This is a genomic window from bacterium, assembly GCA_008933615.1.
Classification (GTDB): domain Bacteria; phylum CLD3; class CLD3; order SB21; family SB21; genus SB21.
Map to the genome: position 1 here is coordinate 64,264 of WBUR01000013.1, position 21,233 is coordinate 85,496.

26 protein-coding genes and 1 tRNA gene are annotated in these 21,233 nt (G+C 44.4%); 19 read left to right on the forward strand and 8 right to left on the reverse strand.

Going from position 1 to position 21,233, the window contains the following annotated elements:
- Nucleotides 1-2: 2 nt before the first annotated feature.
- The 5 genes from F9K33_06585 to F9K33_06605 all read right to left on the reverse strand — a co-directional run bounded on the left by F9K33_06585 (nucleotide 3) and on the right by F9K33_06605 (nucleotide 2,805).
- Nucleotides 3-245 (reverse strand): hypothetical protein, encoded by a 243-nt coding sequence (locus F9K33_06585; protein ID KAB2880142.1) that lies wholly within the window; start codon nucleotides 243-245, stop codon nucleotides 3-5.
- Complete coding sequence (merTP, locus tag F9K33_06590; GenBank protein ID KAB2880143.1) at nucleotides 242-844, reverse strand: mercuric transport protein MerTP; 603 nt, start codon at nucleotides 842-844, stop codon at nucleotides 242-244. Before merTP ends, F9K33_06585 begins: the two co-directional genes overlap by 4 nt.
- A gap of 12 nt (nucleotides 845-856) precedes the next feature.
- On the reverse strand, nucleotides 857-1,909 hold the full coding sequence (locus F9K33_06595) for a radical SAM/Cys-rich domain protein (protein ID KAB2880144.1): 1,053 nt from the start codon (nucleotides 1,907-1,909) through the stop codon (nucleotides 857-859).
- Nucleotides 1,910-2,105: 196 nt separating this feature from the next.
- A tRNA-Ala gene (locus F9K33_06600) sits at nucleotides 2,106-2,179 on the reverse strand.
- 50 nt (nucleotides 2,180-2,229) lie between these two features.
- Complete coding sequence (locus F9K33_06605) at nucleotides 2,230-2,805, reverse strand: GNAT family N-acetyltransferase (protein ID KAB2880145.1); 576 nt, start codon at nucleotides 2,803-2,805, stop codon at nucleotides 2,230-2,232.
- Between the two features lie 209 nt (nucleotides 2,806-3,014).
- Between F9K33_06605 and rpmG the strand changes: the two genes are divergently transcribed.
- From rpmG to F9K33_06655, 10 genes are all read left to right on the forward strand, one after another.
- On the forward strand, nucleotides 3,015-3,200 hold the full coding sequence (rpmG, locus tag F9K33_06610; protein ID KAB2880146.1) for a 50S ribosomal protein L33: 186 nt from the start codon (nucleotides 3,015-3,017) through the stop codon (nucleotides 3,198-3,200).
- 25 nt (nucleotides 3,201-3,225) lie between these two features.
- Entirely contained in the window at nucleotides 3,226-3,429 is a 204-nt protein-coding gene (locus F9K33_06615; GenBank protein KAB2880147.1) for a hypothetical protein, read from the forward strand.
- Nucleotides 3,430-3,432: 3 nt separating this feature from the next.
- Nucleotides 3,433-3,630 carry a Trm112 family protein gene (locus tag F9K33_06620; GenBank protein ID KAB2880148.1) on the forward strand — a complete coding sequence of 66 codons (198 nt, stop codon included), beginning with the start codon at nucleotides 3,433-3,435 and terminating at the stop codon, nucleotides 3,628-3,630.
- A gap of 68 nt (nucleotides 3,631-3,698) precedes the next feature.
- Nucleotides 3,699-4,589, forward strand: a complete 891-nt coding sequence (locus tag F9K33_06625) for a phosphatidate cytidylyltransferase (GenBank protein KAB2880149.1) — start codon at nucleotides 3,699-3,701, stop codon at nucleotides 4,587-4,589.
- A 12-nt stretch (nucleotides 4,590-4,601) separates the two neighbouring features.
- The gene (locus tag F9K33_06630) at nucleotides 4,602-6,284 is read left to right on the forward strand and encodes an ABC transporter substrate-binding protein (GenBank protein KAB2880150.1); all 1,683 of its coding nucleotides are present in this window, start codon (nucleotides 4,602-4,604) and stop codon (nucleotides 6,282-6,284) included.
- Between the two features lie 5 nt (nucleotides 6,285-6,289).
- Entirely contained in the window at nucleotides 6,290-7,273 is a 984-nt protein-coding gene (locus tag F9K33_06635) for an ABC transporter permease (protein ID KAB2880151.1), read from the forward strand.
- A gap of 112 nt (nucleotides 7,274-7,385) precedes the next feature.
- Nucleotides 7,386-7,886: a hypothetical protein gene (locus F9K33_06640; GenBank protein ID KAB2880152.1), complete on the forward strand. Its 501-nt coding sequence runs from the start codon at nucleotides 7,386-7,388 to the stop codon at nucleotides 7,884-7,886.
- Between the two features lie 82 nt (nucleotides 7,887-7,968).
- Nucleotides 7,969-8,571: a hypothetical protein gene (locus F9K33_06645; protein KAB2880153.1), complete on the forward strand. Its 603-nt coding sequence runs from the start codon at nucleotides 7,969-7,971 to the stop codon at nucleotides 8,569-8,571.
- A 5-nt stretch (nucleotides 8,572-8,576) separates the two neighbouring features.
- On the forward strand, nucleotides 8,577-9,863 hold the full coding sequence (locus F9K33_06650) for an insulinase family protein (GenBank protein KAB2880154.1): 1,287 nt from the start codon (nucleotides 8,577-8,579) through the stop codon (nucleotides 9,861-9,863).
- Nucleotides 9,864-9,867: 4 nt separating this feature from the next.
- Entirely contained in the window at nucleotides 9,868-11,679 is a 1,812-nt protein-coding gene (locus F9K33_06655) for an ABC transporter ATP-binding protein (protein ID KAB2880155.1), read from the forward strand.
- Here F9K33_06655 and F9K33_06660 read toward each other — a convergent pair.
- From F9K33_06660 to F9K33_06670, 3 genes are all read right to left on the reverse strand, one after another.
- Nucleotides 11,651-13,165: a cell wall metabolism sensor histidine kinase WalK gene (locus F9K33_06660; GenBank protein ID KAB2880156.1), complete on the reverse strand. Its 1,515-nt coding sequence runs from the start codon at nucleotides 13,163-13,165 to the stop codon at nucleotides 11,651-11,653. The genes F9K33_06655 and F9K33_06660 overlap by 29 nt on opposite strands.
- 273 nt (nucleotides 13,166-13,438) lie before the next feature.
- The gene (locus F9K33_06665) at nucleotides 13,439-13,762 is read right to left on the reverse strand and encodes a BMC domain-containing protein (protein ID KAB2880157.1); all 324 of its coding nucleotides are present in this window, start codon (nucleotides 13,760-13,762) and stop codon (nucleotides 13,439-13,441) included.
- A 24-nt stretch (nucleotides 13,763-13,786) separates the two neighbouring features.
- The gene (locus F9K33_06670) at nucleotides 13,787-14,068 is read right to left on the reverse strand and encodes a BMC domain-containing protein (GenBank protein KAB2880158.1); all 282 of its coding nucleotides are present in this window, start codon (nucleotides 14,066-14,068) and stop codon (nucleotides 13,787-13,789) included.
- A 345-nt stretch (nucleotides 14,069-14,413) separates the two neighbouring features.
- Here F9K33_06670 and rplM point away from each other — a divergent pair, with 345 nt between their 5' ends.
- From rplM to F9K33_06715, 9 genes are all read left to right on the forward strand, one after another.
- Nucleotides 14,414-14,830 (forward strand): 50S ribosomal protein L13, encoded by a 417-nt coding sequence (gene rplM, locus F9K33_06675; GenBank protein KAB2880169.1) that lies wholly within the window; start codon nucleotides 14,414-14,416, stop codon nucleotides 14,828-14,830.
- Nucleotides 14,831-14,862: 32 nt separating this feature from the next.
- Complete coding sequence (rpsI, locus tag F9K33_06680) at nucleotides 14,863-15,252, forward strand: 30S ribosomal protein S9 (protein KAB2880159.1); 390 nt, start codon at nucleotides 14,863-14,865, stop codon at nucleotides 15,250-15,252.
- 124 nt (nucleotides 15,253-15,376) lie between these two features.
- Nucleotides 15,377-16,228, forward strand: coding sequence for a 30S ribosomal protein S2 (gene rpsB / locus F9K33_06685; GenBank protein KAB2880160.1), 852 nt, complete (start codon nucleotides 15,377-15,379; stop codon nucleotides 16,226-16,228).
- Between the two features lie 47 nt (nucleotides 16,229-16,275).
- Nucleotides 16,276-17,157, forward strand: coding sequence for an elongation factor Ts (locus F9K33_06690; protein ID KAB2880161.1), 882 nt, complete (start codon nucleotides 16,276-16,278; stop codon nucleotides 17,155-17,157).
- A 72-nt stretch (nucleotides 17,158-17,229) separates the two neighbouring features.
- Complete coding sequence (locus F9K33_06695) at nucleotides 17,230-17,943, forward strand: UMP kinase (protein ID KAB2880162.1); 714 nt, start codon at nucleotides 17,230-17,232, stop codon at nucleotides 17,941-17,943.
- 112 nt (nucleotides 17,944-18,055) lie between these two features.
- A complete protein-coding gene (locus F9K33_06700) occupies nucleotides 18,056-18,619 on the forward strand; it encodes a ribosome recycling factor (protein KAB2880163.1) in 564 nt (187 codons plus the stop codon).
- A gap of 151 nt (nucleotides 18,620-18,770) precedes the next feature.
- Complete coding sequence (locus F9K33_06705; protein KAB2880164.1) at nucleotides 18,771-20,528, forward strand: diguanylate cyclase; 1,758 nt, start codon at nucleotides 18,771-18,773, stop codon at nucleotides 20,526-20,528.
- Between the two features lie 12 nt (nucleotides 20,529-20,540).
- Complete coding sequence (locus tag F9K33_06710) at nucleotides 20,541-20,813, forward strand: ethanolamine utilization protein EutN (protein KAB2880165.1); 273 nt, start codon at nucleotides 20,541-20,543, stop codon at nucleotides 20,811-20,813.
- Between the two features lie 18 nt (nucleotides 20,814-20,831).
- Nucleotides 20,832-21,095 carry an ethanolamine utilization protein EutN gene (locus F9K33_06715; protein ID KAB2880166.1) on the forward strand — a complete coding sequence of 88 codons (264 nt, stop codon included), beginning with the start codon at nucleotides 20,832-20,834 and terminating at the stop codon, nucleotides 21,093-21,095.
- The last annotated feature ends 138 nt before the right edge of the window (nucleotides 21,096-21,233 follow it).

The window sequence follows — 21,233 nt, forward strand, 5'->3', positions numbered from 1 at the left end:
GTTTATCCTTCCGCTTTCTTCTTTGAAAGGCGGTTTTGGAACATCGTTTTGGCTTGAACGGGAGGACAAGACTCTGAACCATAAGAACAAAAAACACAGCAGTCGCCGTTTTGAGGTCTCAGTTTAATACCGCAGTTTTCACATGTATAGAAAAACATGCAGGCATCGTCAGGCATGGTTTCTTCCTTTTGATGTTGACAATTCGGACAAGTAATAATGGATTGTGTAACGTTTTCCGCGCTCATTCGTGCGCCTTTGTTTGAGTGTTTATGACCACATACCCAGCCGCGGTAATGACGTCAGTTATATGATTCAAAGATGTTTTTGTTCGGTCAAACTCTACATGAGCTTCATTATTTTTGAATGATGCTTCGGATTTGAGGATCCCATCCAAACGGCGAACTGCATGCAGTACGTTTTCTTCACACCCGGCGCATGTCATCCCTTTAATTGAGATTTTACTTGTAATCACATCCGATGCTTTGACAAATTCTGATCGAGATGTTTGATTTGGTAAGATTACAAAAGAATAATATGGGAAGGTTAGAGCTGCCAACACCAAAAAAGTTATGAGCGTCAGGAATGCTTTTGATTGAGTAAATGACGGTTTTACTTCACAGTCACAATCTTGCCGCTTAACCGGCCTTAATTTTAAATACCAGGCGGCGCCTAACGTGAAACCGGCAAATACAATAAGAAAAGGCCTCAAGGGCTCGATCCACGAAAATGAGGAAGCTATGCCGCCGATTCCCGCAAGTAACGCAATGACCGGAACGATACAGCAAAAAGATGCTGCAGTCGCGCTGATGACGGCGATCCCGGCAATAGACATTAGTTTCTTCATAGTTCGTCCATTCTAAACGATGGAGCCCTGGCAGCTTGATCCTGCGCCGGCTGTGCAGCCATAACAGTGTTGACCGATGATAATATCCCGGGTATTCAGAATATCTGAGTTGAATTCTTTAATATGTCTCGGGCTTCCGTTCGTAAAGGACAGTTCCAGCATCTGATTAAAATCACAGTCAAAAAGTTTTCCATCCCATCCAACGGAAATCGTATTCCGGCACATCACTCCGGCCGCAGCTGCGGGATTAAATGCGTTTACTAATTTCTCCATATAGGCTTCGTATTTGCCGGTTTGAAGCAGATGATCGAGAAACCGGCTGATGGGCATATTCGTAATCGTATACAGATGATTGAAAACAACACCGAACTCATCGTACAAAATGCGTTTGTAATCGGATTCCAATTTTTCCTGATCGGGCGGCAGGGACGGGCCAACCGGGTTATACACCAGATGTAATTCAAGCCTGCTCCCTTCCTGGCCGTATCCTAACTGATTCAGAGTTCTTAACGCTTCAATTGATTTTTGGAAAACACCATCGCCTCTTTGTTTGTCCGTATTTTCAGCGGTATAACAAGGAAGCGACGCAATGACGGTCAGCTTATGTTTAACGAAGAATTCAGGATATTCACTGAATTGCAGATTGGACACAAGGATGGTTAAATTGCTTCTGACAATAATTTTTCGATTGAGTTTTGAAATTTCCTCGACAAACCATCGGAAATTCGGATTCATCTCAGGCGCGCCGCCGGTAAGATCGACCGTGTGAATGGACGGTGTTCTTTTCAAAGCATCGATGCAATGTTCCATGGTTTTCAAGCTCATGATCTCTTTTCGATCAGGCCCGGCATCCACGTGGCAATGCGCGCAGGTTTGATTACACATTTTGCCAAGATTTACCTGGAGAATTTCCAGATTCGCAGGTTTGAGCGGATAAAGTCCGTTTTGTTCCAGACTCTGTTCAAATTTTTTCGTCTGGACTTCTCCGATCGGCCTGTTCTCCAGAATTTGGAGTTGATACAAAACATTGCTGAGTTGATGTCCCTGTGCGTTTAAACTTTTCATTAAGTTTCCTATAGTTCATTAAAGATCAAGTTTATTTACATGCAAACTGATTGGCAGATAGGCCTGTTGTTATGAATTATTACTAACGGAAATAATCTCAGTAATATTCCCACATTTGATCAATTCCGTTTCGAAAAAAAAAACCTCCGGAAATCGTCCGAAGGTTTTTTAACTCACGTTAGAATATGTGTTCTTGTGGAGCTGATCAGGATCGAACTGACGACCTCTTCATTGCGAACGAAGCGCTCTCCCAAACTGAGCTACAGCCCCATGGTTAACGGGCAAATGTATACGATTCGGGTTTTAAAGGCAAATAAATTTTAACGATTAATATACTCCGATCTCAGAACACTATACATAAAATGATCATAACGTTTGCCGCGGATATTGAAATATTCTCGGAGTATACCCTCCTTTTTGAATCCGACTTTCTCCAGTAATTTGTACGATGCGGGATTTTCGACGGAACATTTAGCTTCAACACGGTACAGGTGGGCTTCGCAAAAAGCCTTTTGCAGCATAATTTGCAGCGCTTCAAAACCGTAACCCTGTCCGTGATAGGCTTCAGAAATACTGTAGCCGATCTCGCCAATCTGATGTTCCCATGTTCGAATGCTCAAGGTCATCCAGCCCAGCGGTTCCGAGTCGGATAACCTTTCGATAATCCATTGAAATCGATCACGTGCATAATTCGGTAGATTATTATTGGATGTTTTCTCTATGTCCGATTGTATATGATCCAGGCTTAAATAAACCAAAGGCTGGTGAGCCTGTAACGCGTTTTCGTTACGCCACCGGAAGATCAAGGAGGCATCGGAACTTCCCGGATCGCGTAATCGCACGCGAAAAACCGACGAGAGCTCCTGTAAATTGCTATTTATAATAGGGCTTATCATTCGATGTCGTGTATTTTACTTTTAAAAAACTTAAACACACGACAGAATAATATCAATTACAAAATTGAACTTGTAAAAAATTCTGCTACCAAAAAAAAGGTAAAAAATCTTGACATTCGCGGCTATTTCACATATATTTGTGCCCATTTTAAGAATACGGAAACTACAAGATAAATCGTTTTACAATCCCGTGATGGGAGGAGACTCAAATGGCAAAAGGCAAAGGCAATCGAATCGTAGTAACACTGGAGTGCACCGAGTGTAAGAACAGCGGGCTTCCGGGCGTGTCGCGTTATACGACAGAGAAAAACAAAAAAAATACGACCGACCGGTTGGAAGTTAAAAAATACTGCCGCGTCGAACGTAAGCACACGCTGCATAAAGAAACACGTTAAATTTTAAGCTGAGAAGGAGCCTTCAATGGCAAAGAAACAGACCTTTGTTGATAAAATGACCAAAGTGGAGTCGCATTCTGAGAAAATCAAATGCCCTGCCTGTAAACAAGATAGTTCCGTAACCTATGCAAAATTTGTTGATTCGAAAATCTCCGAAAAAAGCGGCGCTTGGAAATTTCTTGAAAGAAAAGTCAGGCTCTGCGGTAACTGCGGCGCCATTGTCAGCTAAACCATGCTCAATAAAGATTTACTTAAAATCTTAGCCTGTCCTGTTTGCAAACTACCCGTAACAGAAGTTAATCATTCTCTGATCTGCACGAATGCGCTATGCAGAAGACGGTATGACATAAAAGACAATATTCCGGTCATGCTGATCGACGGCTCTGAAGTTATGAGCGAAGCATCCTATCGCGAAGCTCTACAATCCTAATCCACCCTTCAGTTTCACCAGATTCTTCCGAGTACATTTTGCTTGTTTATCTTTGAACGGCATTCTATATTTTCACTACACATATCTTTTTCTGCTGGTCATTCCATCATATTTTAACTTCAGAGGTGTTTGTGAGTTCCGGAATCGTACGTATCATAGTGGCAGTGATCGCCATTCCCTTTTTCATCGCCGCAATAATATTGGGCGGATGGTATTTTTTTATTCTAGTTCTTGCTATAATGTTGCTTGGTTTGTATGAAGCGCTTGACCTGGGCCGAAAAAAAAACACGTTACCCCAGACCATCTCCTCATTTCTATTTTGTGCGGCGGCCGGCTTTGTATTCTATCACGACTTGTTTGATTACTTTTTGCCGCTGTTCATGCTGTTCATCTTAACCGTGATGGCCGTTGAATTGTTCCGAAATCAGGGGTCTGCATTACTTAATATCTCATCAACCGTATTCAGCGTGATATACGTTACATTGATGATAGGAAGTATGGTCCTTTTGAGAAACATCAGCGAACTCGGCGAATATGCAGGCGCGCAACTCGTTTTTTTAGTCTTTGCAGGAATCTGGGCGTGCGACACTTTCGCCTATTACGGCGGGAAATTTTTCGGGAATCGTAAATTCTTTGAACGCGTCAGCCCGAAAAAAACGTGGGAAGGAGCGATCGCCGGATTTTTCGGCGCATTTTTGGGTGTATGGATCGTTAAAATACTATATGAATCATTTGGGATTTCATTTTCTCTGTCGCTGGTTCATACGCTCGTCATTGGTTTTTTTGCCGGAACGCTTGGTCAGATCGGGGACCTTGCCGAGTCGCTGCTGAAACGCGATGCGCAGATCAAAGATTCCAGTTCATTAATACCGGGACACGGCGGAGTTTTAGATCGCTTCGACAGTATGATGTTCGTTGGGCCAATGACGTATGCTTACGTGAGTCTTTTTGTAATATAAAAAAGCAACAGATTGAAACGAACGATTCAAATCTTTTTTTGTGTTTTTTTTGTTTATGCATGCGGTAAACCCGGAGACCCGGCCGTGCCGAGAGGCGGCACCGTTGTTATTGCTCTCTCATCCGATGCCGATATGCTCAATCCCGTTTTGAGCAGCGGTTCTAATACAGGAATTATTTTGCAGTTCTTGTTTCCCGACCTGGCAGAGCATGATTTCGATTCGATCAACGGCGTTGACCGGCTGTTACCGTCACTTGCGAATTCATGGGAATGGATAAATGACGGACGGTCGCTGGTATATCACTTGCGAAATGATGCTTTGTGGAGTGACAGCGTTAGGATCACCTCATACGATATCAAATTCTCCTATCGGCTTTATGGAAATCCGAAAGTTGCGAGCCCCAGACGAAATTATCTAAACTTTCTTGTAAAGAATAGTTCAGGCCAAACTGATTTTGACCGCGCCATCGAAACGCCGAATGATTCGACGGTCATTTTTAACTTCTCAGAGGTCTACCAGAAAAATCAACAACTGCTTCATACACAACTTAATTTTATTCCGAAACATATTTTTGAATGGTTGGATCCGGAAGAGGTGCTAACGTCCCTTCGCAACCTGGAGCCCGTTACCGGAAAGCATTTCAAATTTAATAAATGGGAACGTAAACAGGAAATCGTTTTAGTTAAGAATCCGAATTGGAAAATGCCGCACGAAGCCTATATCGACCGTGTCGTGTTTCGTATCATTCCGGAAATGACAACCAGGATCATAGAATTAAAAACCGGGGCTGTAGATATGGTGGAAGGGTTGACGCCTGAAGATGCAAAAGATATTCAAAAAAATAATCCACAGTTTCGTATCGAAACGCAGCCGTACCGGCGTTTTGAATACGTGGGTTGGAGTAATATTGATGTCGAATTATACAAAACGGGCAAGCATAAGATCATTCGCCCGCATCCGTTATTTGGAAACAAAAAAGTTCGCATCGCCTTGACGATGGCCATTCATCGGGACGAATTGGTAGAAAGTTGGCTCGGACCCTACGGACAGATCAGCACGGGCCCGATATCGCCGGCTTTTCGCTGGGCTTATAACGATACCCTGCAACCGATCCCGTTTGATCCCGCGCGCGCGAAAACGCTGCTCGCCGAAGAGGGCTGGTCGGATCATGACGGCGACGGCGTTTTGGATAAGAACGGCTTTAAGTTTGAATTTACCATGACAACGAATTCCGCCAATCCAAGACGGGAATTTGCCTTGCAGAAAATTCAATCCGATTTGAAAAAGATCGGGATCGTTTGCCGCTCGCAATTATTAGAAAGCAGTGTGTTCAATAGCGGGTTAAGAAACAAAGAGTATGATGCATTTATTACCGGAAACAATGTTAACATGAGCATTGACCTGCAGCCACAATTCGGCTCCGATCTTGAGCGTAACACGTTTAATGCGGCTTCATACAGGAACAGAGAAGTAGACAGCCTGCTCCAAATTACAGCTTCCATACCGGACGTACAGATGGCCGGGCCGGTCTTTAAAGAATTGCAGAGAATTATTTATTACGATCAGCCGGTCACATTCTTATATTGGTACGACAATATTGTCGGAATCAATCAGCGATTACGCGGAACCCATGTAAACATTCTTTCGCCGTATTATCGTTATTACGACTGGTACATCTCGGATTCAGCACGGTAAAAACTATGATAACTTATATTTTTCGCCGGATATTGACTGCAATTCCCCTAATTTTCGGATTGCTCACGATTACTTTTTTTATTGTCCGATTGTCGCCCGGCGATCCAACTTCTATGTTCATTGATCCGAACATTGATCCGCGCGCGGCAGAACAGCTTAAGGAGAATTTCGGGCTCAATGACCCGCTGCCGATACAGTATGGAAAATGGTTAGGCATTCTACCGCCGTTTCAAGGCGTATTGGAAGGAGAATTCGGTATCTCTTTCAGCAAACAACGGCCCGTATTTGAGATCATCTCCGAAGCGCTTGTCAACACCTTGATACTAACCACGTCGGCGCTAATTCTTGATTTGTTGATCGGTATTTCACTCGGTATTGTATCTGCGCTTCGACGCGGAGATAAAGTGGATCATGCAGTTACGCTGGGCAGTTTATTCTTCTATTCCATGCCGCATTTCTGGCTGGCATTGATGCTGATCCTGATTTTTTCATTGGCTCTGGGATGGCTGCCCGCCTCTCAAATGCATTCCGTGAATGCTGAGCAATTATCTCCTTTAGCCTATTTCTGGGATTTCGTAAAGCACATGATCATGCCGGTCTGCGTTCTCGGGATTGCTTCCGCCGCGTCAACGGTGCGGTATACGCGCAGCAGTATGTTGGAAGTAATTCGGCAGGATTACATCCGCACAGCGCGTGCAAAGGGTTTGAGCGAACGAAGCGTCATCTGGAAACACGCGTTTCGTAACGCGATGTTACCATTGATAACGATCATCGGGCTGTCATTTCCATTTCTGCTCAGCGGCGCGGTGATCACGGAAGTTATTTTTGCCTGGCCCGGCATGGGGCGCGTCACTATCGACGCTATTTTTTCGAGAGATTATCCGCTTATCATTGCGAATACTTTTGTAGCAGGAACTATGGTGATCGGAGGAAATTTACTTGCTGACGTTTTGTATGCGGTTGCCGATCCTCGCGTCAGGTTAAAATAGCATGGAACTTTATGCTTTAGGGCGCGTTGTTGTAATCAAAAAGAGAGGGGCATGTACTTGACTTTGTTTGCCTTTTTCTGTAAAATAAAATGGTGTAATTGAAAGGCGACTTATGAAAAACCTCGGTTTCTTTTTTGTCATGATCCTGTCGTTATCTTTGTCGGCACAGGCTCAATTCAGAACTCAAACGGTGAATCGTGTGGATGTAAAAAGCGGCATTACAACTCCCATGCCTGGAACGCTCGCTGAATTTCTAAGTCCTGAGAGATTCTACATGAATCAAAGTTACGGATTGACCTATTATACGGGAGGGAGTCAAAGCGGATCGGTTGGTATGTACACGAATTCACTCAATTTCAGATTGTCCAACCCCTTATTTTTGCGCGTGGATCTCGGCGTCATGCATCAGCCGTTCGGAGGACCGAAAGGCGTCAACGAACAAAATGCGCAATTTCTTCATGGGGCTGAATTGATCTATAAACCGAATAAAAGTTTTCAAATGCAGGTGGGATACAGCACGACGCCTTATTATAACAACGGATATGGTTTTTATCAAAGTCCTTTCGGGAACAGCGGCATGTATGACGCTTCGGCCTTTTCTCGGAAACCATGATTATTTCAATGTAATATAAGAAGTGATCGACTGACCTAACCCCGCGATGACGGGGTTATTTTTTTAAAGGAGAATTCAAGTCATGCTAAGAAAAATAAGACCGGATGAAGAAAATTTATCCGATCCTACATCGCCCGCTAATTCAGAACCTACAGGACGTCAGCCGTTTAAACCTTTGCCGTCGCGCACGGGCACCGATAAATTACTTAACATTTTAATTGGCGGCCTCGGGTTAATTGTGATTGCGCTTGTGATCTCGCTTATTATACGGCTAAATAGTTCGCCCGGCGGATCGGAGGGGCATGATGGGCAGCAAATGGAGGTAACTTCAACGGATGAAGCGGGCAATCAGGTGGAACAAAATGTCCAGGTCAAAAGCAAAACGGTTCGCGTGGAAGTTTTGAACGGCGCCGGCGTTCCCAAATTGGCATCCAGAGCGGCGGATTATCTGCGCGCAAAAGGATTCGACGTAGTCAAAACGGATAATGCGCCGCACGGAAATTTCAAAAAATCCGTCGTTCAAGATCGGATCGGCGATATTGACAAAGCGCGGGCCATCGCAAGTTCGCTCGGCATCGGAGAAGCGGGCGTTTTACAGCAAAAGAATCCGCAGCTTTATCTTGACGTCACGGTTATTCTGGGTCAGGATTACAAGACGCTCAAATTCATGACTTCCGGAAAATAATCCTGATGAAGGTTCGATCGACGGATAATTACAAGAATATTTTTCGTTATGAATTTGATAACGGACTCGTGCTGCTAACGAAGCCCGTCAAAGACCTGCCTATTATCTCATTTCGCGGATGTATCCGCGGCGGCGGCTCACTTGAATCGGACGCTCAAAGCGGTTTAACAAAAATGTTTTGTCTTCTGTTGAAGGCCGGAACCTCTTCCCGTACTGCCGTTACCATCGCGGATGAACTTGATTTCATGGGAACGTCTCTCCAGTTTAGCCCACATTACGACGCCGTTAATTTTTCTTTGTCCTGCTTGAGCAAACATTTTGAAAAGAGTTTGAATTGCACGGCAGATCTTTTGTTTAACTCAACTTTTCCAGATAATGAAATAGAACGGATACGCCGCACGGCCCTCGCCGCACTCAAACGCAAAGCCGATCAACCCTCGCAGGTTGCGTTCGATCAGTTTCAGGATTCGGTTTACGGCAATCATCCGTATCGCCGGTCATTGGACGGGTATGAGCAGAGTCTTCGGTCTTTGACGCAGGATGATATGGTAACATTCCATAAGAGTAACATGACCGCGGACAAGTTGATTTTGACCGCCGTCGGCGATTTTGATTCCGATGATCTCCAGAAATCCGTGACTAACCATTTCGAGGTTCCGGCAGCGATTGCAAAGGCGGATGAATTGCCGCATGTACAGAATCTGAATCTTAAAAAAACTCATATAATCCAGCGTGATATTACGCAGGCTAATATTTGTATGGGAAATATCGCGGTTAGACGAAAGTCAGATGATCACTACGCTTCCTTGCTGATGAATTATATTTTGGGCGGAGGCGGTTTGACTTCGCGTTTGACCCACCGTATTCGTACGCAAAAAGGCCTTGCGTATTCCGTACACTCATCCATGACAAAACGGCTTCTGGGCGGCACGTTTTCTGTCACTATGCAGACCAAAACAGAGAATGCGGGACACGCCGTTCAAACGATTGGGGAAGAAATGCTTCGGATACAAGACGAACCGGTCACGGATCTGGAAATTCAGGATGCAAAAAGTTTTTTTAAAGGGCATTTCCCTTTCAGAATTGAAACGATCGAGAATGAAGCGGCTTATACCGAGATGGCGGAATTTTACGGATTAGGCCTGGATTATCTCGACAGAGAAGCAGAGGCAATGGATATCGTGACCAAAGAGGATATTCAATCGGCGGCGAGAAAGTATTTAAACCCGGAACGTTTTATTCTATCGGTTGCCGGCCACAAAGAAATGTTAGAAAGCCAATTTAAAGAGTAGAAATATGCAGGAAGATGAAGTGATGGGCAAAGCTTACGACGGGCGTCTTTTACGGCGCCTCTTGAAGTTTGCTATCCCATATAAATACATGTTTTTAATTTCGATTCTGCTTTTAATCGTTTCGCAGGCATTTAGCGCATACCGGCCGAAGATCATTCAGAAGGCTATTGACGACGCGATCGTAGCCGGCGATTTTGATAAACTGAATTTATACGCGCTGTATTTTATTGCGCTGCTCATGGGCGAATTTATTCTTCAATACGGCGTGATCTATATAACACAACTAATCGGGCAAAAGATCATTTTCGATTTGAGGATGAAATTGTACAGCCATCTTGAATCTTTGCACTTACAATTTTTTGATCGAAATCCTGTAGGGCGTCTCATTACGCGCGTCACGTCGGATATCGAGTCGCTGAATGAAATGTTTACTTCGGGCCTGGTCTATTTGTTCGGTGATTTGTTCCTGCTGGTGGGAATCATTGTATTCATGTTTACTCTCGACACGAAGCTTACTCTTGTATTGCTCGTTGTCCTTCCTATTATTTTTTACATGTCTATCATTTTTAAAACAAAAGTCAGAGTCAGTTATCGTGAAGTACGCCTAAAGATCTCCGCATTAAATTCATATATTCAGGAAAATATTACGGGCGTTAGTACCGTTCAGATATTTAATCGGGAGAAAAAGAATTTTCAAAGATTTGACGAACTCAACCATAGCCTCACGCAATCCCACGTTGACTCGGTGTTTCATTATGCTTGGTTTTATCCGGCAATTAACTTTGCCGGTTCCATTGCGATCGGACTGTTATTATGGTATGGAGGCGGTGAAGTAGTGCAAAATTATATTTCAATAGGAACGCTGGTAGCCTTCATTGAGTATGCCCGTCTATTTTTCAGGCCGATTCAGGATCTGAGCGATAAATATAATATTCTGCAAACTGCCATGGCATCGTCGGAGCGGGTTTTCAAATTGATCGACACGCCCAGCCAGGTCAAACAAGAGACAAGCCCGATCCCGTTGGGGGAAGTCAAAGGCATGATCGAATTCCGCAACGTCTATTTTACGTATGACAGTAAACGTATAAAATCTGATACGGATACTATTCTCAAAGACGTCAGTTTTAAAGTAGAACCCGGACAGAGTTTTGCGCTGGTTGGAGCCACGGGCGCCGGAAAGAGCACGATCATAAATCTGGTTTCACGTTTCTACGATATCGATCAGGGGCAGATACTGATTGACGGCAAGGATATAAGAAAACTGGATGAACTCGAATTACGGCGAAATATTGCGGTAGTTCTTCAGGATGTGTTCTTATTCTCCGGAAACATCCTTGACAATATTCGTCTCGGGCGCACAGATATTTCGCGTGAGAAGGTCATCGAAGCGGCAAAGATGGTTGGAGCGGATCGGTTCATATCGAAACTTCCGGAGCAATATGATGAGCCCGTCAAAGAGCGCGGCAGCACGTTGTCAGTAGGCCAGCGGCAACTGATTTCACTGGCGCGGGCGCTTGTGATCAATCCAAAAATTTTGGTGCTTGATGAAGCGACCTCAAGCATTGATACCGAAACGGAACAGATTATTCAAGAAGCTATCGCTAAACTAATGATAGGACGAACGTCGGTTATCATAGCGCATCGTTTATCCACCATTCGTCACGTGGACCAGATTATCGTGATGCACAAAGGCCGGATTCGCGAGCAGGGAACCCATGAGGAGTTATTAACCCAAGGCGGAATCTACTATAAATTATACCAGCTTCAGTATAAAGACCAAGAGAGAATCAACCGGTTTCAAAATGTGAACTCTTAATCTTTAGCGGAACAGTTTCAGAAGATTCGATTGGTTTCTCAGGTATATAATGCGGAAGCGAAAAAGAGAATAACGAACCTTTCCCCAAGTCGCTTTCCACATTGAGCCGGCCGTCGTGTTGTTGGATGATTTCCTTTACAAAAGCCAATCCTAATCCTGTTCCTTCAACGTCTTTTACATTCTTGTCGTCTTTTGCCCGGAAAAATTTTTGAAAAAGACGGCTCTGGTTTTCTTTCGAGATACCATAACCTGTGTCCCGAACTTGTACGACCACGGAATTCTTGATGTTATTGATAGAAATAGTAATGACGGAAGATTCAGGGCTGTATTTGACCGCATTGGAAAACAGATTCAGAGCTACTTGTCCGATCAGGTCGGGGTCAACCAAAACGAGAGGCGGCGAATCGACAAAATCCGTGACAACATGAATATGTTTCATAATTGCAAGATGAGAGTTAACGGCAAGCACGTTGGAAATGACCGTTACGATATCTACCGGAATCTTAGTAAGAGACGTCTGGCCGCTTTCGATACGGCTGATATCGAGAAATTTATTGATCAGTTCTGCTAACCTTCCGGATTCGTAGCGAATAATATCTATGTATTCCTTTTTCGTTACCGGCGGTAATTCAGGATCTTTCAATATTTCACTGAAACCGGCAATCGATGTGAGCGGCGACCTCAGTTCGTGGGCGACAACATGAACAAGTTCCGTTTTCAGTTTATCGACTTCTTTTTCTTTTGTGATGTTGCGTAATACGATCACGATCGCGATCAGTTCAAAATTATCCATGACTTTTGATGCATGCGCGGCCAGGATTATTTTTGAAGGATTATTTTCAGGGTGAATTTCGATCTCTTCTTTAAAGATATCGTTTGCGGCGCTTTCCTTGGTCTTGGCGGTAAGGAATTTCAGTTCCGGAAAGAAAAACGTAAGCGAACACCCGTGAACGTCTTTTTCTTTAACATTAAACCAATCTTCAATGACGTCATTGAGTAAAAGGATTTCGTCCAACGCGCTGACTACGATAACCCCGTCGGCAATATTTCTGAGAATCGCTTCGGTCTTTATTTTTTCTCGTATGATTTCATTGATATTGATCTGATAAATTCGTTTAAGTTCCAGCGTCATGTAATTAAAAATACGAGAGAGCTGAATTATTTCATCGCTGCTCTGCACGCTAACCTTGTGATCGAAGTTGCCGCGCGCAATTTCCTTGGCGCTCTCAATAAATTGTTTGATAGGATTAGAGATTTCCTGAGCTGTAAATTTGGCTGTGAGATAGGAAATGATCAAAGCAAAACTGACCGGGATCAAAAAAATTAAGAAAAAGTTGTACGATATTTCCGTAAGTTCCAGCCAGCGCATGATTAATTCAATAATACCCAACGTAACAAGCATGACGGGAAATATGATCAGGAAAATTCTGTTAAAGATGCTGAGCGAGCGTATTTTTCTGCGGAATTTTTTGCGTTGATCCGGCATACGATTTCAGGATAATAAAAAAAATACCCCGACGGCGCCGGGGTTTAGGTCATTCTTTGAATATTTTTTCCAGTGCGATGACTAACTCATCCCGTTTTGCCTTTGATATTTCTCTTCCTTTCAGCGGGAAGTTCGGGATTGTTCTGGCAAGTTTTCGTAATTTAACAACGGTGAATGAGTGATAATCGTCTGTAGGTTTGGTTAGCTTTTTCTTTTTGAGTATGGATTCGCCTTTTTCTACCGATTTGAACAGATCCCGCTGAGCCAGCGTAATTAAATCATTTTTTTTTTACTGCCGCTACGGTCTTCGTAGGGCATCGCATCGTCTTCGTATACGATGGATTCGGTCATCGCATCGGGCCTCGGTATGATATGTACTGAGACAATTTGTCCTACGCGCCGGGCGGCCGCTTCACCTGCCGCAACGGACGCCTGAACGGCGCCAACCTCGCCGACCACTTTAATGGTGACCATGGCTCCGTCGGTGATTTCCTTGCCTATTAATCTTACATTAGAGGCTTTGATCATCGCGTCTGCGGCTTCGATTGCTCCAACCAGCCCCAAGGTTTCAACCATGCCTAACGCACGTTCTTCCATAATCGGTTCCTTCTTAAAATTCAGTTAGGCGCCTTTTTTCGGAAGAATCATTTCTACTTCTGGGTGCGGTCTCGGGATGACATGCACGGAAATTAATTCGCCGACTTTTTCCGCAGCCGCTGCGCCTGCATCCGTTGCCGCTTTGACGGCGCCAACATCGCCTCGCACCATGACCGTCACGTATCCGCCGCCGATTTTTTCTTTTCCGATCAGTTCGACTTTGGCGGCCTTTACCATTGCATCCGCCGCTTCGATCGCCCCAACCAGGCCTTTCGTTTCAACCATTCCTAGTGCATCAAGTGCCATTGTCAATCCTCCTAAAGAAAAATTAAGTTATATGTGTCAGGATAAAAAACGTAATTTGGATTAATACGCCGTCCGGATAACGTGAGTTACAAAAAAAGGTTAAGGAAATATCTTATGAAAGTCAATTATATTTTTCTGCCTGCTTCACCTCCGTTTTTTAGGGCATTTAATTTCATTTAAAATCCGTACTTAAGGGGTCTGCTGCCGGAAGGAAATATTATACAAAATTTTCTTGCATTCTGAGGGTGTGTTTATTATATTGGTCGCCCAAAATGCTGATAAGTTTAATATTTTTATAGATAATGCATAAGGAGTAAAAGCGTGAAAATCTCATTCAAAACAGCGATGCCGAAGGCGGAAACGATACAACGTAAATGGTATATCGTCGATGCGGCGGATAAAACCCTTGGACGTTTTGCAACCAAAGTAGCTACTATATTGAACGGTAAGAATAAAGCGTATTACGCTCCGCATGTGGATTGCGGCGACCATGTGATTATTCTTAATGCGTCAAAAATCCGTCTGACGGGCAAGAAAGCGAAAATGAAAGAATACGTTCGCAATACGATGCATCCTGGCGGAAATCGTGTCGAAAAATTTGAAGATTTGATCCGCACCAATCCGGAAAAGATTCTGTACGCGGCTATACATGGCATGTTGCCTAAAAACAAGCTCGGCAGCGTCATGATCAAAAAACTCAAAGTGTATGCGGATGATAAACACCCTCATACTGCCCAGAATCCTGAACCTTTGAAATTTTAAATTTAAATGTATACATCACACGAGGAGATCATATGAGTACTGCCATTACAGCAGTCGGTCGAAGGAAAACAGCCAATGCGCGTGTCATGCTGATTGCCGGTAACGGTAAGATCACCGTGAACCGCAAGGATATCAAGAATTTCTTTCCCCGCGAATCCCATCAATTACATGTTGAAGAGCCGTTAAAAGCGGTCGAAGTTGGCGCAAAATACGATGTGGTCGCCAATGTACGAGGCGGCGGTCAAACCGGACAGGCCGGAGCGATCCGTTTGGGTATTGCGCGCGCGCTGGTGAAAATCGACGAAGAATTGAAAAAAGCCCTGAAGCCGTTAGGCGTCATGAGCCGCGATCCGCGTATGAAAGAACGCCGTAAGTACGGTCTGGCGAAGGCGCGTAAACGTTATCAATTTTCGAAACGTTAATCGTTTATTTTTTGTTTACCTAATACTAATCACACTTTTTGATTTGATTGGGGGTGTACGCTTAAGGCGTATTCCAGTCAAAGAGGAAAAAAGTGGTCGTTTAACCCGTTAAAGGAGTAGAACCATGTCTCAAGAAAAAAACCTGTTTGATCCCAAACAAAAACTGGAAGAACTGCTTACGGCAGGCGTTCATTTCGGCCATCTGACGCGCCGTTGGAATCCGAAAATGAAACCGTTCATTTTTATGGAAAAGAACGGCATTCATATTATGGATCTGAAGAAAACCGTAACGTCGCTTGAGGACGCATGCAAAGCAATCACGAAGATCGTGGCCAACGGTGAAAAAGTTTTGTTTGTTGGAACAAAAAAGCAGGCCAAAGAGATCGTGAAAGCGGAATCCGTTCGCGCCAACGTGTACTACGTGACCGAACGGTGGCTGGGCGGCATGCTTACCAATTTTTCAACTATTCGCAAAAGCATTAAGCACATGAAGAATATTGAGAAAAAGGAAAGCGACGGCACGTTTGAGAAGATCACAAAAAAAGAACGCCTGATGCTGGAACGAGAAAAAATTAAACTGAAAGCGGTCCTTGAAGGGATCGAAGATATGCGTCAATTACCCGGCGCCGTGTTCGTCGTGGACACCAGGAAAGAACATATTGCGGTCAAAGAAGCGAATATTCTCGGCATACCGGTATTTGCAATTGTAGACACCAACTGCGATCCCGATCAGGTGCAGTTTGTAATCCCGGGTAACGACGATGCGGCCAAATCCATTCAGGTGATTACTAAGACGATTGCGGATGCGGTCATTGATGCGAGCCAGCACGTCGTAGCTGTTGCGAAAGACGCTCCGGCCGAAGTAGACGGCGAAAGAGTCAAAGACGAAACGCGTATGAAATATGAAGAAGACGCCCGTTTTGAGAAATTAAAAGCGCAGGCAGAGAAGGATGCGCTGGGCAAAGAAGCTCAATAATTGGCATATTTGCATATAATAATTCGAATAGATAAAGGAGTTTTTGAATGGCTACGGAAATAAGCGCCACAGTGGTGATGCAGCTAAGGGAAAAAACCGGCGCGGGCATGATGGATTGCAAGAAAGCCTTGACGGAAGCGGGCGGCGATCCAGAAAAAGCGATTGAAATATTACGCCAGCGCGGACTGAAAAAAAGCGCGGAGAAGGCATCCCGCGTTGCGAAAGAGGGTATCATCCTTGCCGCAGTTAACAAAGAAAACAGCCTCGGATCGATAATTGAAATAAATTGCGAAACGGATTTTGTTGCAAAAAACGATGATTTCGTGAAATTTGCAAAAAACGTTCTTGATCAGGTTCATCAAACTAAACCGGCCGATTTGGATTCATTTCTCATTGCACCGGCGGCATACGACAAAGGCCGTTCAGTAGCGGATACAGCGGGGGAGTTGACCGGAAAGATCGGCGAGAAGATCGCGATCAAACGCTTTGCATTGTTGGAAACGAAAAGTGGCGTCATTGCGGTTTACATTCATCCGGGAAATAAGCTCGGCGTATTAGTTCAACTGGAAGTAGAAGGCTACAGCCCGACTTTGCAGGAACCAACGCACAGTTTAGCGCATGATATCGCGATGCAGGCTGCCGCTATGAGTCCGACGTGCATCAATCGCACCGAGATCCCTCAGGACGTCATTGAAAAAGAAATGGCGATTCTGCGTGAACAAGGCAAGACCGAAGGCAAGCCGGAAAAAGTGATGGAAAGTATTATCAAAGGACGAATGGAAAAATTTTATCAGGAGGTCTGCCTCAACGAACAGGTTTTCGTCAAAGATTCTTCAAAGACCATTAAGGAATTGGTGGCCGAATTCTCCAAAAAACTCGGCAAACCGGTCGTGATACATAAATTTGAGCGCTTTCGATTAGGCGAATAATTAAAACAGAAACCACGGATTTTAATTCGTGGTTTTTTTATATCCCAACTTTTCATACGAAGGAATATTGACATGCCGATGCCTGCTTTTAAGAGGATATTGCTGAAACTCAGCGGTGAAGCTCTCATGGGAGATCAGACGTACGGGATAGATACGAAGATGCTGATTCAGGTTGCCGAGGAGATCAAGTCCGTAAAAGCATTGGGCGTTGAAATTGCCGTGGTCATCGGCGGCGGCAATATTTTTCGCGGCCTTGCGGCCAGCGCCAAAGGTATGGACCGGGTATCGGCAGACCAAATGGGCATGTTGGCCACCGTGATCAATTCGCTCGCACTGCAGGACGCGCTGGAAAAAGCGGGTTTATTTACGCGGGTACTGAGCGCAATCAAAATGGAACAGATCGCTGAACCTTTCATTCGCCGCCGCGCGATTCGCCATCTCGAAAAAGGACGTATCGTGATCTTTGCCGGCGGAACGGGCAATCCCTATTTCACGACCGACACCGCAGCCTCGTTGCGCGCAATTGAAGTGGAAGCCGACGTCATTTTAAAAGGAACCCGCGTGGATGGCGTCTATGACTCCGATCCGGAAACCAATAAAGAAGCGTTCAAATTCGATTCAATTTCCTACCTCGAAGTGGTCAAAAAAGGACTCAACGTGATGGATGCAACCGCCGTCACGCTGTGTATGGAAAACAAACTTCCGATCATCGTATTTAATCTCAAGACGACAGGCAATCTTAAGCGTATCATTCTCGGTGAAAATGTCGGATCGAGAGTGCAGTAGCTGAAAAATTTTAGACCCGTCAGAGTCAGATTCCGTTTTCTAATAATTTGCTTGAATAAAAACGGTATTCGTTATAGATTTCAGCACAGCAACTAACACTAGAAGGTGATGTATGTACGATCTGAATAAACAATATCATGATACTGAAGAAAAAATGAAAAAATCGCTGGAAGCCGTTCGAGGCGAATTATCCAAAGTACGCAGCGGCCGGGCAACGACGACCTTGTTGGACGGAATCAAAGTGGATTATTACGGAACCCCTACGCCCCTAAATCAGGTGGGCAATGTCTCTGCACCTGAAGCGCGGCTGTTGACAGTGCAGCCTTGGGATAAGAACCTGATCCAGCCGATCGAGAAAGCTATACAGATGGCGGATCTGGGACTGAATCCGGCAAACGACGGCACGATGATACGCATCCCGATCCCGTCATTAAATGAAGAGCGGCGCAAGGAACTCGTCAAACTCACAAAAAAATATGCCGAAGACGGACGAATTGCGATCCGGAATGTCCGGCGCGAAGCAAATGATCATATTAAGAAAGCAGAAAAGAACCATGACATATCGGAAGACGATTCAAAACAGGCGCATGACAAGGTTCAGAAAATGACCGATTCCTACATCAAGAAGATCGATGAAATGGTCGTCATGAAAGAAAAAGAGATCATGGAAGTATAGCCGCCATTTTGTAATGACTATGTAAGGCCCGTAAGGTTAGTAAAACTTTACGGGTCTTTATATTTACGTGATAACGCGCGGCTTGACTTTATGTTCTAAACTTTATAAGTTTGTGCCAGTCCTATTTCTTATCGATACCTATCTCTAACGCATGATAAATCAATTGATATCATCCAGAACCTATCTGAAAAAAATCATACTTCTCAGTCTGTTCGCCTTTCTTATCGTATTATCCATTCTGAGTTATTTTTTTTATAAAGCTTTGCTGATCGTCTCATTGCCCGCATTGATTGGCTGTCTCATCTTTTTTATGTTGGATTATTTGCAGTGGTTTAATAAAAACACGATTTCGGATACTTTATTTTCTCGAAAAACCTCCATAGCCTCGGGTGCTGGAAATCCGCTGGCTAATTATTTTTCAAAAGCAAGAGTTGACGCCGCCGACAAAGGCGAGAGTTCCATGGACATGCTGGACGATACTCAGGCGTCCATATTTTTTAATCAGACTTCCGACGCCATTATTCAATTGATCCATCAGACATTTGCGGCAAACTCGACCTTTTTATACTTATACATTGAAGAAGAAAACGAATTAGTGCTGCAAAGTTTCAGAACGGAAAGTTCCTGTTATTTCGCATCGTCGCGCAATTCTCTCGCAAATTCCGGGACATCGTTGTTCAACAAAGTCATCACCTCTCGCCAAAACGGGTTATTTATCTCGCTGAGTCCGGATGAAAAAAATCTTTTTTACTACAGCCAACCCGAGGACATTCACACTTTGCTCATGGTTCCTTTGCTTAGGCGCGGCACGCTGTTGGGCGTCGTCGGCGTAGATCATAAGAAACCGGAACGCTATTCGGATCATCATGCGACGCTGCTTGAACAATATGGCCACTTACTCATTCAAACGATTCAAAACATAGACGGAGTATATGTAAAAAACAAATTACGCCGCATGTTTCAGTCCCTTAAGGAATATAACGAAATTGTAAAAACCGAGGACAGTGAGGAAGCCATTTTCAGATATTTAAAAGAAGCGCTGATTCATAATATCAAATGGGACGTATCGTTGATATGGATGCGGGCCGGATCGGATGACGAATGGATAGTTACGGATGCAGAGGGCGCAACGCCTTTGACTGCAGGGACAACCATGTCACTTGATCAGCGGCCAGAATGGGTTGCCATTAGTAATCAGAAAAGGGCGTATCGGCCGGATGCGGAGAGCGACGGCCTTAAAAAAACAATGCTCTCCGTTCCGTTTGTCGATCACGGCCATTGTTTTGGCGTGCTTCATTTGGAATCGCAACAGACGGACGCCTGGGATATGTATGAAGTACAGTTCATCGAAAATCTATGTCACAGCGTCAGCCTTTCTTTAGCGCGCGCGCAGCTGGATAAACATCTTTTCTCCGAGATGTCCCACGATCCTCTGACGGGCTTGGATAATCTTCAGGCGTTTAATCGAAAGGTCGGCGCGGAAATTAATCGCGCAAAAAGATTTGGCGTGACATTTTCGATTTTGATTTTTTATATTGATTATGTCAGGAATATATATGAAAATTTTGGTGTGGCGGCCGGAGACTTTGTTATTGAAAAAATCGCAGAGATTTTAAAATCCAGCAAACGTCAGATCGACAGCGCAGCCCGAATCAGCAACGATCAATTCGGGCTGATCGTCTTGGAAAGCAAACGGGACGAAGCCAGGGACTGTGCACACAGAATTCTGAGAAACATAGAGGTTTCGGAAATAGACTTTAACGGCGAATCCATACCTTTGACAGCCGTGATCGGTATTGCAACTTTCGGAGTGGACGGCGAGGATCAAATGCAATTAATGCAGTCTGCGGAAAAAGCCGTTCAGACCGCGCGAAAAATGAAAGAAATACGAATCGGATTTGTTAGCTGAACAGGAGTAAAATTGGTTTTAGGCAAAGTTATTGGAAACGTTTGGGCAACGCGCAAAGATGAAAAACTGACGGGCATTAAGCTGCTCATTGTGCGCAGCGTTGATCTCGATTACAAAGAAAAAGAAACGTTTGTCGTTGCCGCCGACTCGGTTGGCGCCGGAGCCGGAGAAATTGTATTGTATTGTTCAGGCAGTTCCGCCCGACAGACAGAAATTACGCAAGATCGTCCGGTAGATGCGGTGATCATGGCGATCGTGGACAAATTAGAAATTGATATAAAATAGTTTGCAACATAACTGAAGATGAATTTAGCGCGTATAATAGGTACCGTTTGGGCGACCAAAAAACATCCCAGCCTGGAAAGCTGTTCGCTCAAAATAATTCAGCCGCTCACATCGGGAATGGAAAAGATGGGGAGCCCGATCATCGCAACGGATTCGGTCGGAACGGGGCAACCAAACGAACTGGTATATTATGTAACATCAGGAGAAGCGCCCATTCCATTGGATCGTAAGACTCCGACCGATGCAACGATCATAGGCATCGCGGACCGCATTGACCGTTAAGAAAGCAATACCGTATGCCGTCATTATTAGATGATTTAAAAAAGGAATTTGGAAAAGGAGCAGAATTTTTTTCTCAGAAAGTTGTAGAATTTTCAGATGCAGCAAAAGAGCAGGTAGAATTATTAGAGTTAAAAAAGG

Coding starts and splice junctions, on each gene's coding strand:
- F9K33_06585 (KAB2880142.1), bottom strand. CDS start 245: ATGAGCGCGGAAAACGTTACACAATCCATTATTACTTGTCCGAATTGT.
- merTP (KAB2880143.1), bottom strand. CDS start 844: ATGAAGAAACTAATGTCTATTGCCGGGATCGCCGTCATCAGCGCGACT.
- F9K33_06595 (KAB2880144.1), bottom strand. CDS start 1,909: ATGAAAAGTTTAAACGCACAGGGACATCAACTCAGCAATGTTTTGTAT.
- F9K33_06605 (KAB2880145.1), bottom strand. CDS start 2,805: ATGATAAGCCCTATTATAAATAGCAATTTACAGGAGCTCTCGTCGGTT.
- rpmG (KAB2880146.1), top strand. CDS start 3,015: ATGGCAAAAGGCAAAGGCAATCGAATCGTAGTAACACTGGAGTGCACC.
- F9K33_06615 (KAB2880147.1), top strand. CDS start 3,226: ATGGCAAAGAAACAGACCTTTGTTGATAAAATGACCAAAGTGGAGTCG.
- F9K33_06620 (KAB2880148.1), top strand. CDS start 3,433: ATGCTCAATAAAGATTTACTTAAAATCTTAGCCTGTCCTGTTTGCAAA.
- F9K33_06635 (KAB2880151.1), top strand. CDS start 6,290: ATGATAACTTATATTTTTCGCCGGATATTGACTGCAATTCCCCTAATT.
- F9K33_06640 (KAB2880152.1), top strand. CDS start 7,386: ATGAAAAACCTCGGTTTCTTTTTTGTCATGATCCTGTCGTTATCTTTG.
- F9K33_06645 (KAB2880153.1), top strand. CDS start 7,969: ATGCTAAGAAAAATAAGACCGGATGAAGAAAATTTATCCGATCCTACA.
- F9K33_06650 (KAB2880154.1), top strand. CDS start 8,577: ATGAAGGTTCGATCGACGGATAATTACAAGAATATTTTTCGTTATGAA.
- F9K33_06655 (KAB2880155.1), top strand. CDS start 9,868: ATGCAGGAAGATGAAGTGATGGGCAAAGCTTACGACGGGCGTCTTTTA.
- F9K33_06660 (KAB2880156.1), bottom strand. CDS start 13,165: ATGCCGGATCAACGCAAAAAATTCCGCAGAAAAATACGCTCGCTCAGC.
- F9K33_06665 (KAB2880157.1), bottom strand. CDS start 13,762: ATGGAAGAACGTGCGTTAGGCATGGTTGAAACCTTGGGGCTGGTTGGA.
- F9K33_06670 (KAB2880158.1), bottom strand. CDS start 14,068: ATGGCACTTGATGCACTAGGAATGGTTGAAACGAAAGGCCTGGTTGGG.
- rplM (KAB2880169.1), top strand. CDS start 14,414: ATGCCGAAGGCGGAAACGATACAACGTAAATGGTATATCGTCGATGCG.
- rpsI (KAB2880159.1), top strand. CDS start 14,863: ATGAGTACTGCCATTACAGCAGTCGGTCGAAGGAAAACAGCCAATGCG.
- rpsB (KAB2880160.1), top strand. CDS start 15,377: ATGTCTCAAGAAAAAAACCTGTTTGATCCCAAACAAAAACTGGAAGAA.
- F9K33_06690 (KAB2880161.1), top strand. CDS start 16,276: ATGGCTACGGAAATAAGCGCCACAGTGGTGATGCAGCTAAGGGAAAAA.
- F9K33_06695 (KAB2880162.1), top strand. CDS start 17,230: ATGCCGATGCCTGCTTTTAAGAGGATATTGCTGAAACTCAGCGGTGAA.
- F9K33_06700 (KAB2880163.1), top strand. CDS start 18,056: ATGTACGATCTGAATAAACAATATCATGATACTGAAGAAAAAATGAAA.
- F9K33_06705 (KAB2880164.1), top strand. CDS start 18,771: ATGATAAATCAATTGATATCATCCAGAACCTATCTGAAAAAAATCATA.
- F9K33_06715 (KAB2880166.1), top strand. CDS start 20,832: ATGAATTTAGCGCGTATAATAGGTACCGTTTGGGCGACCAAAAAACAT.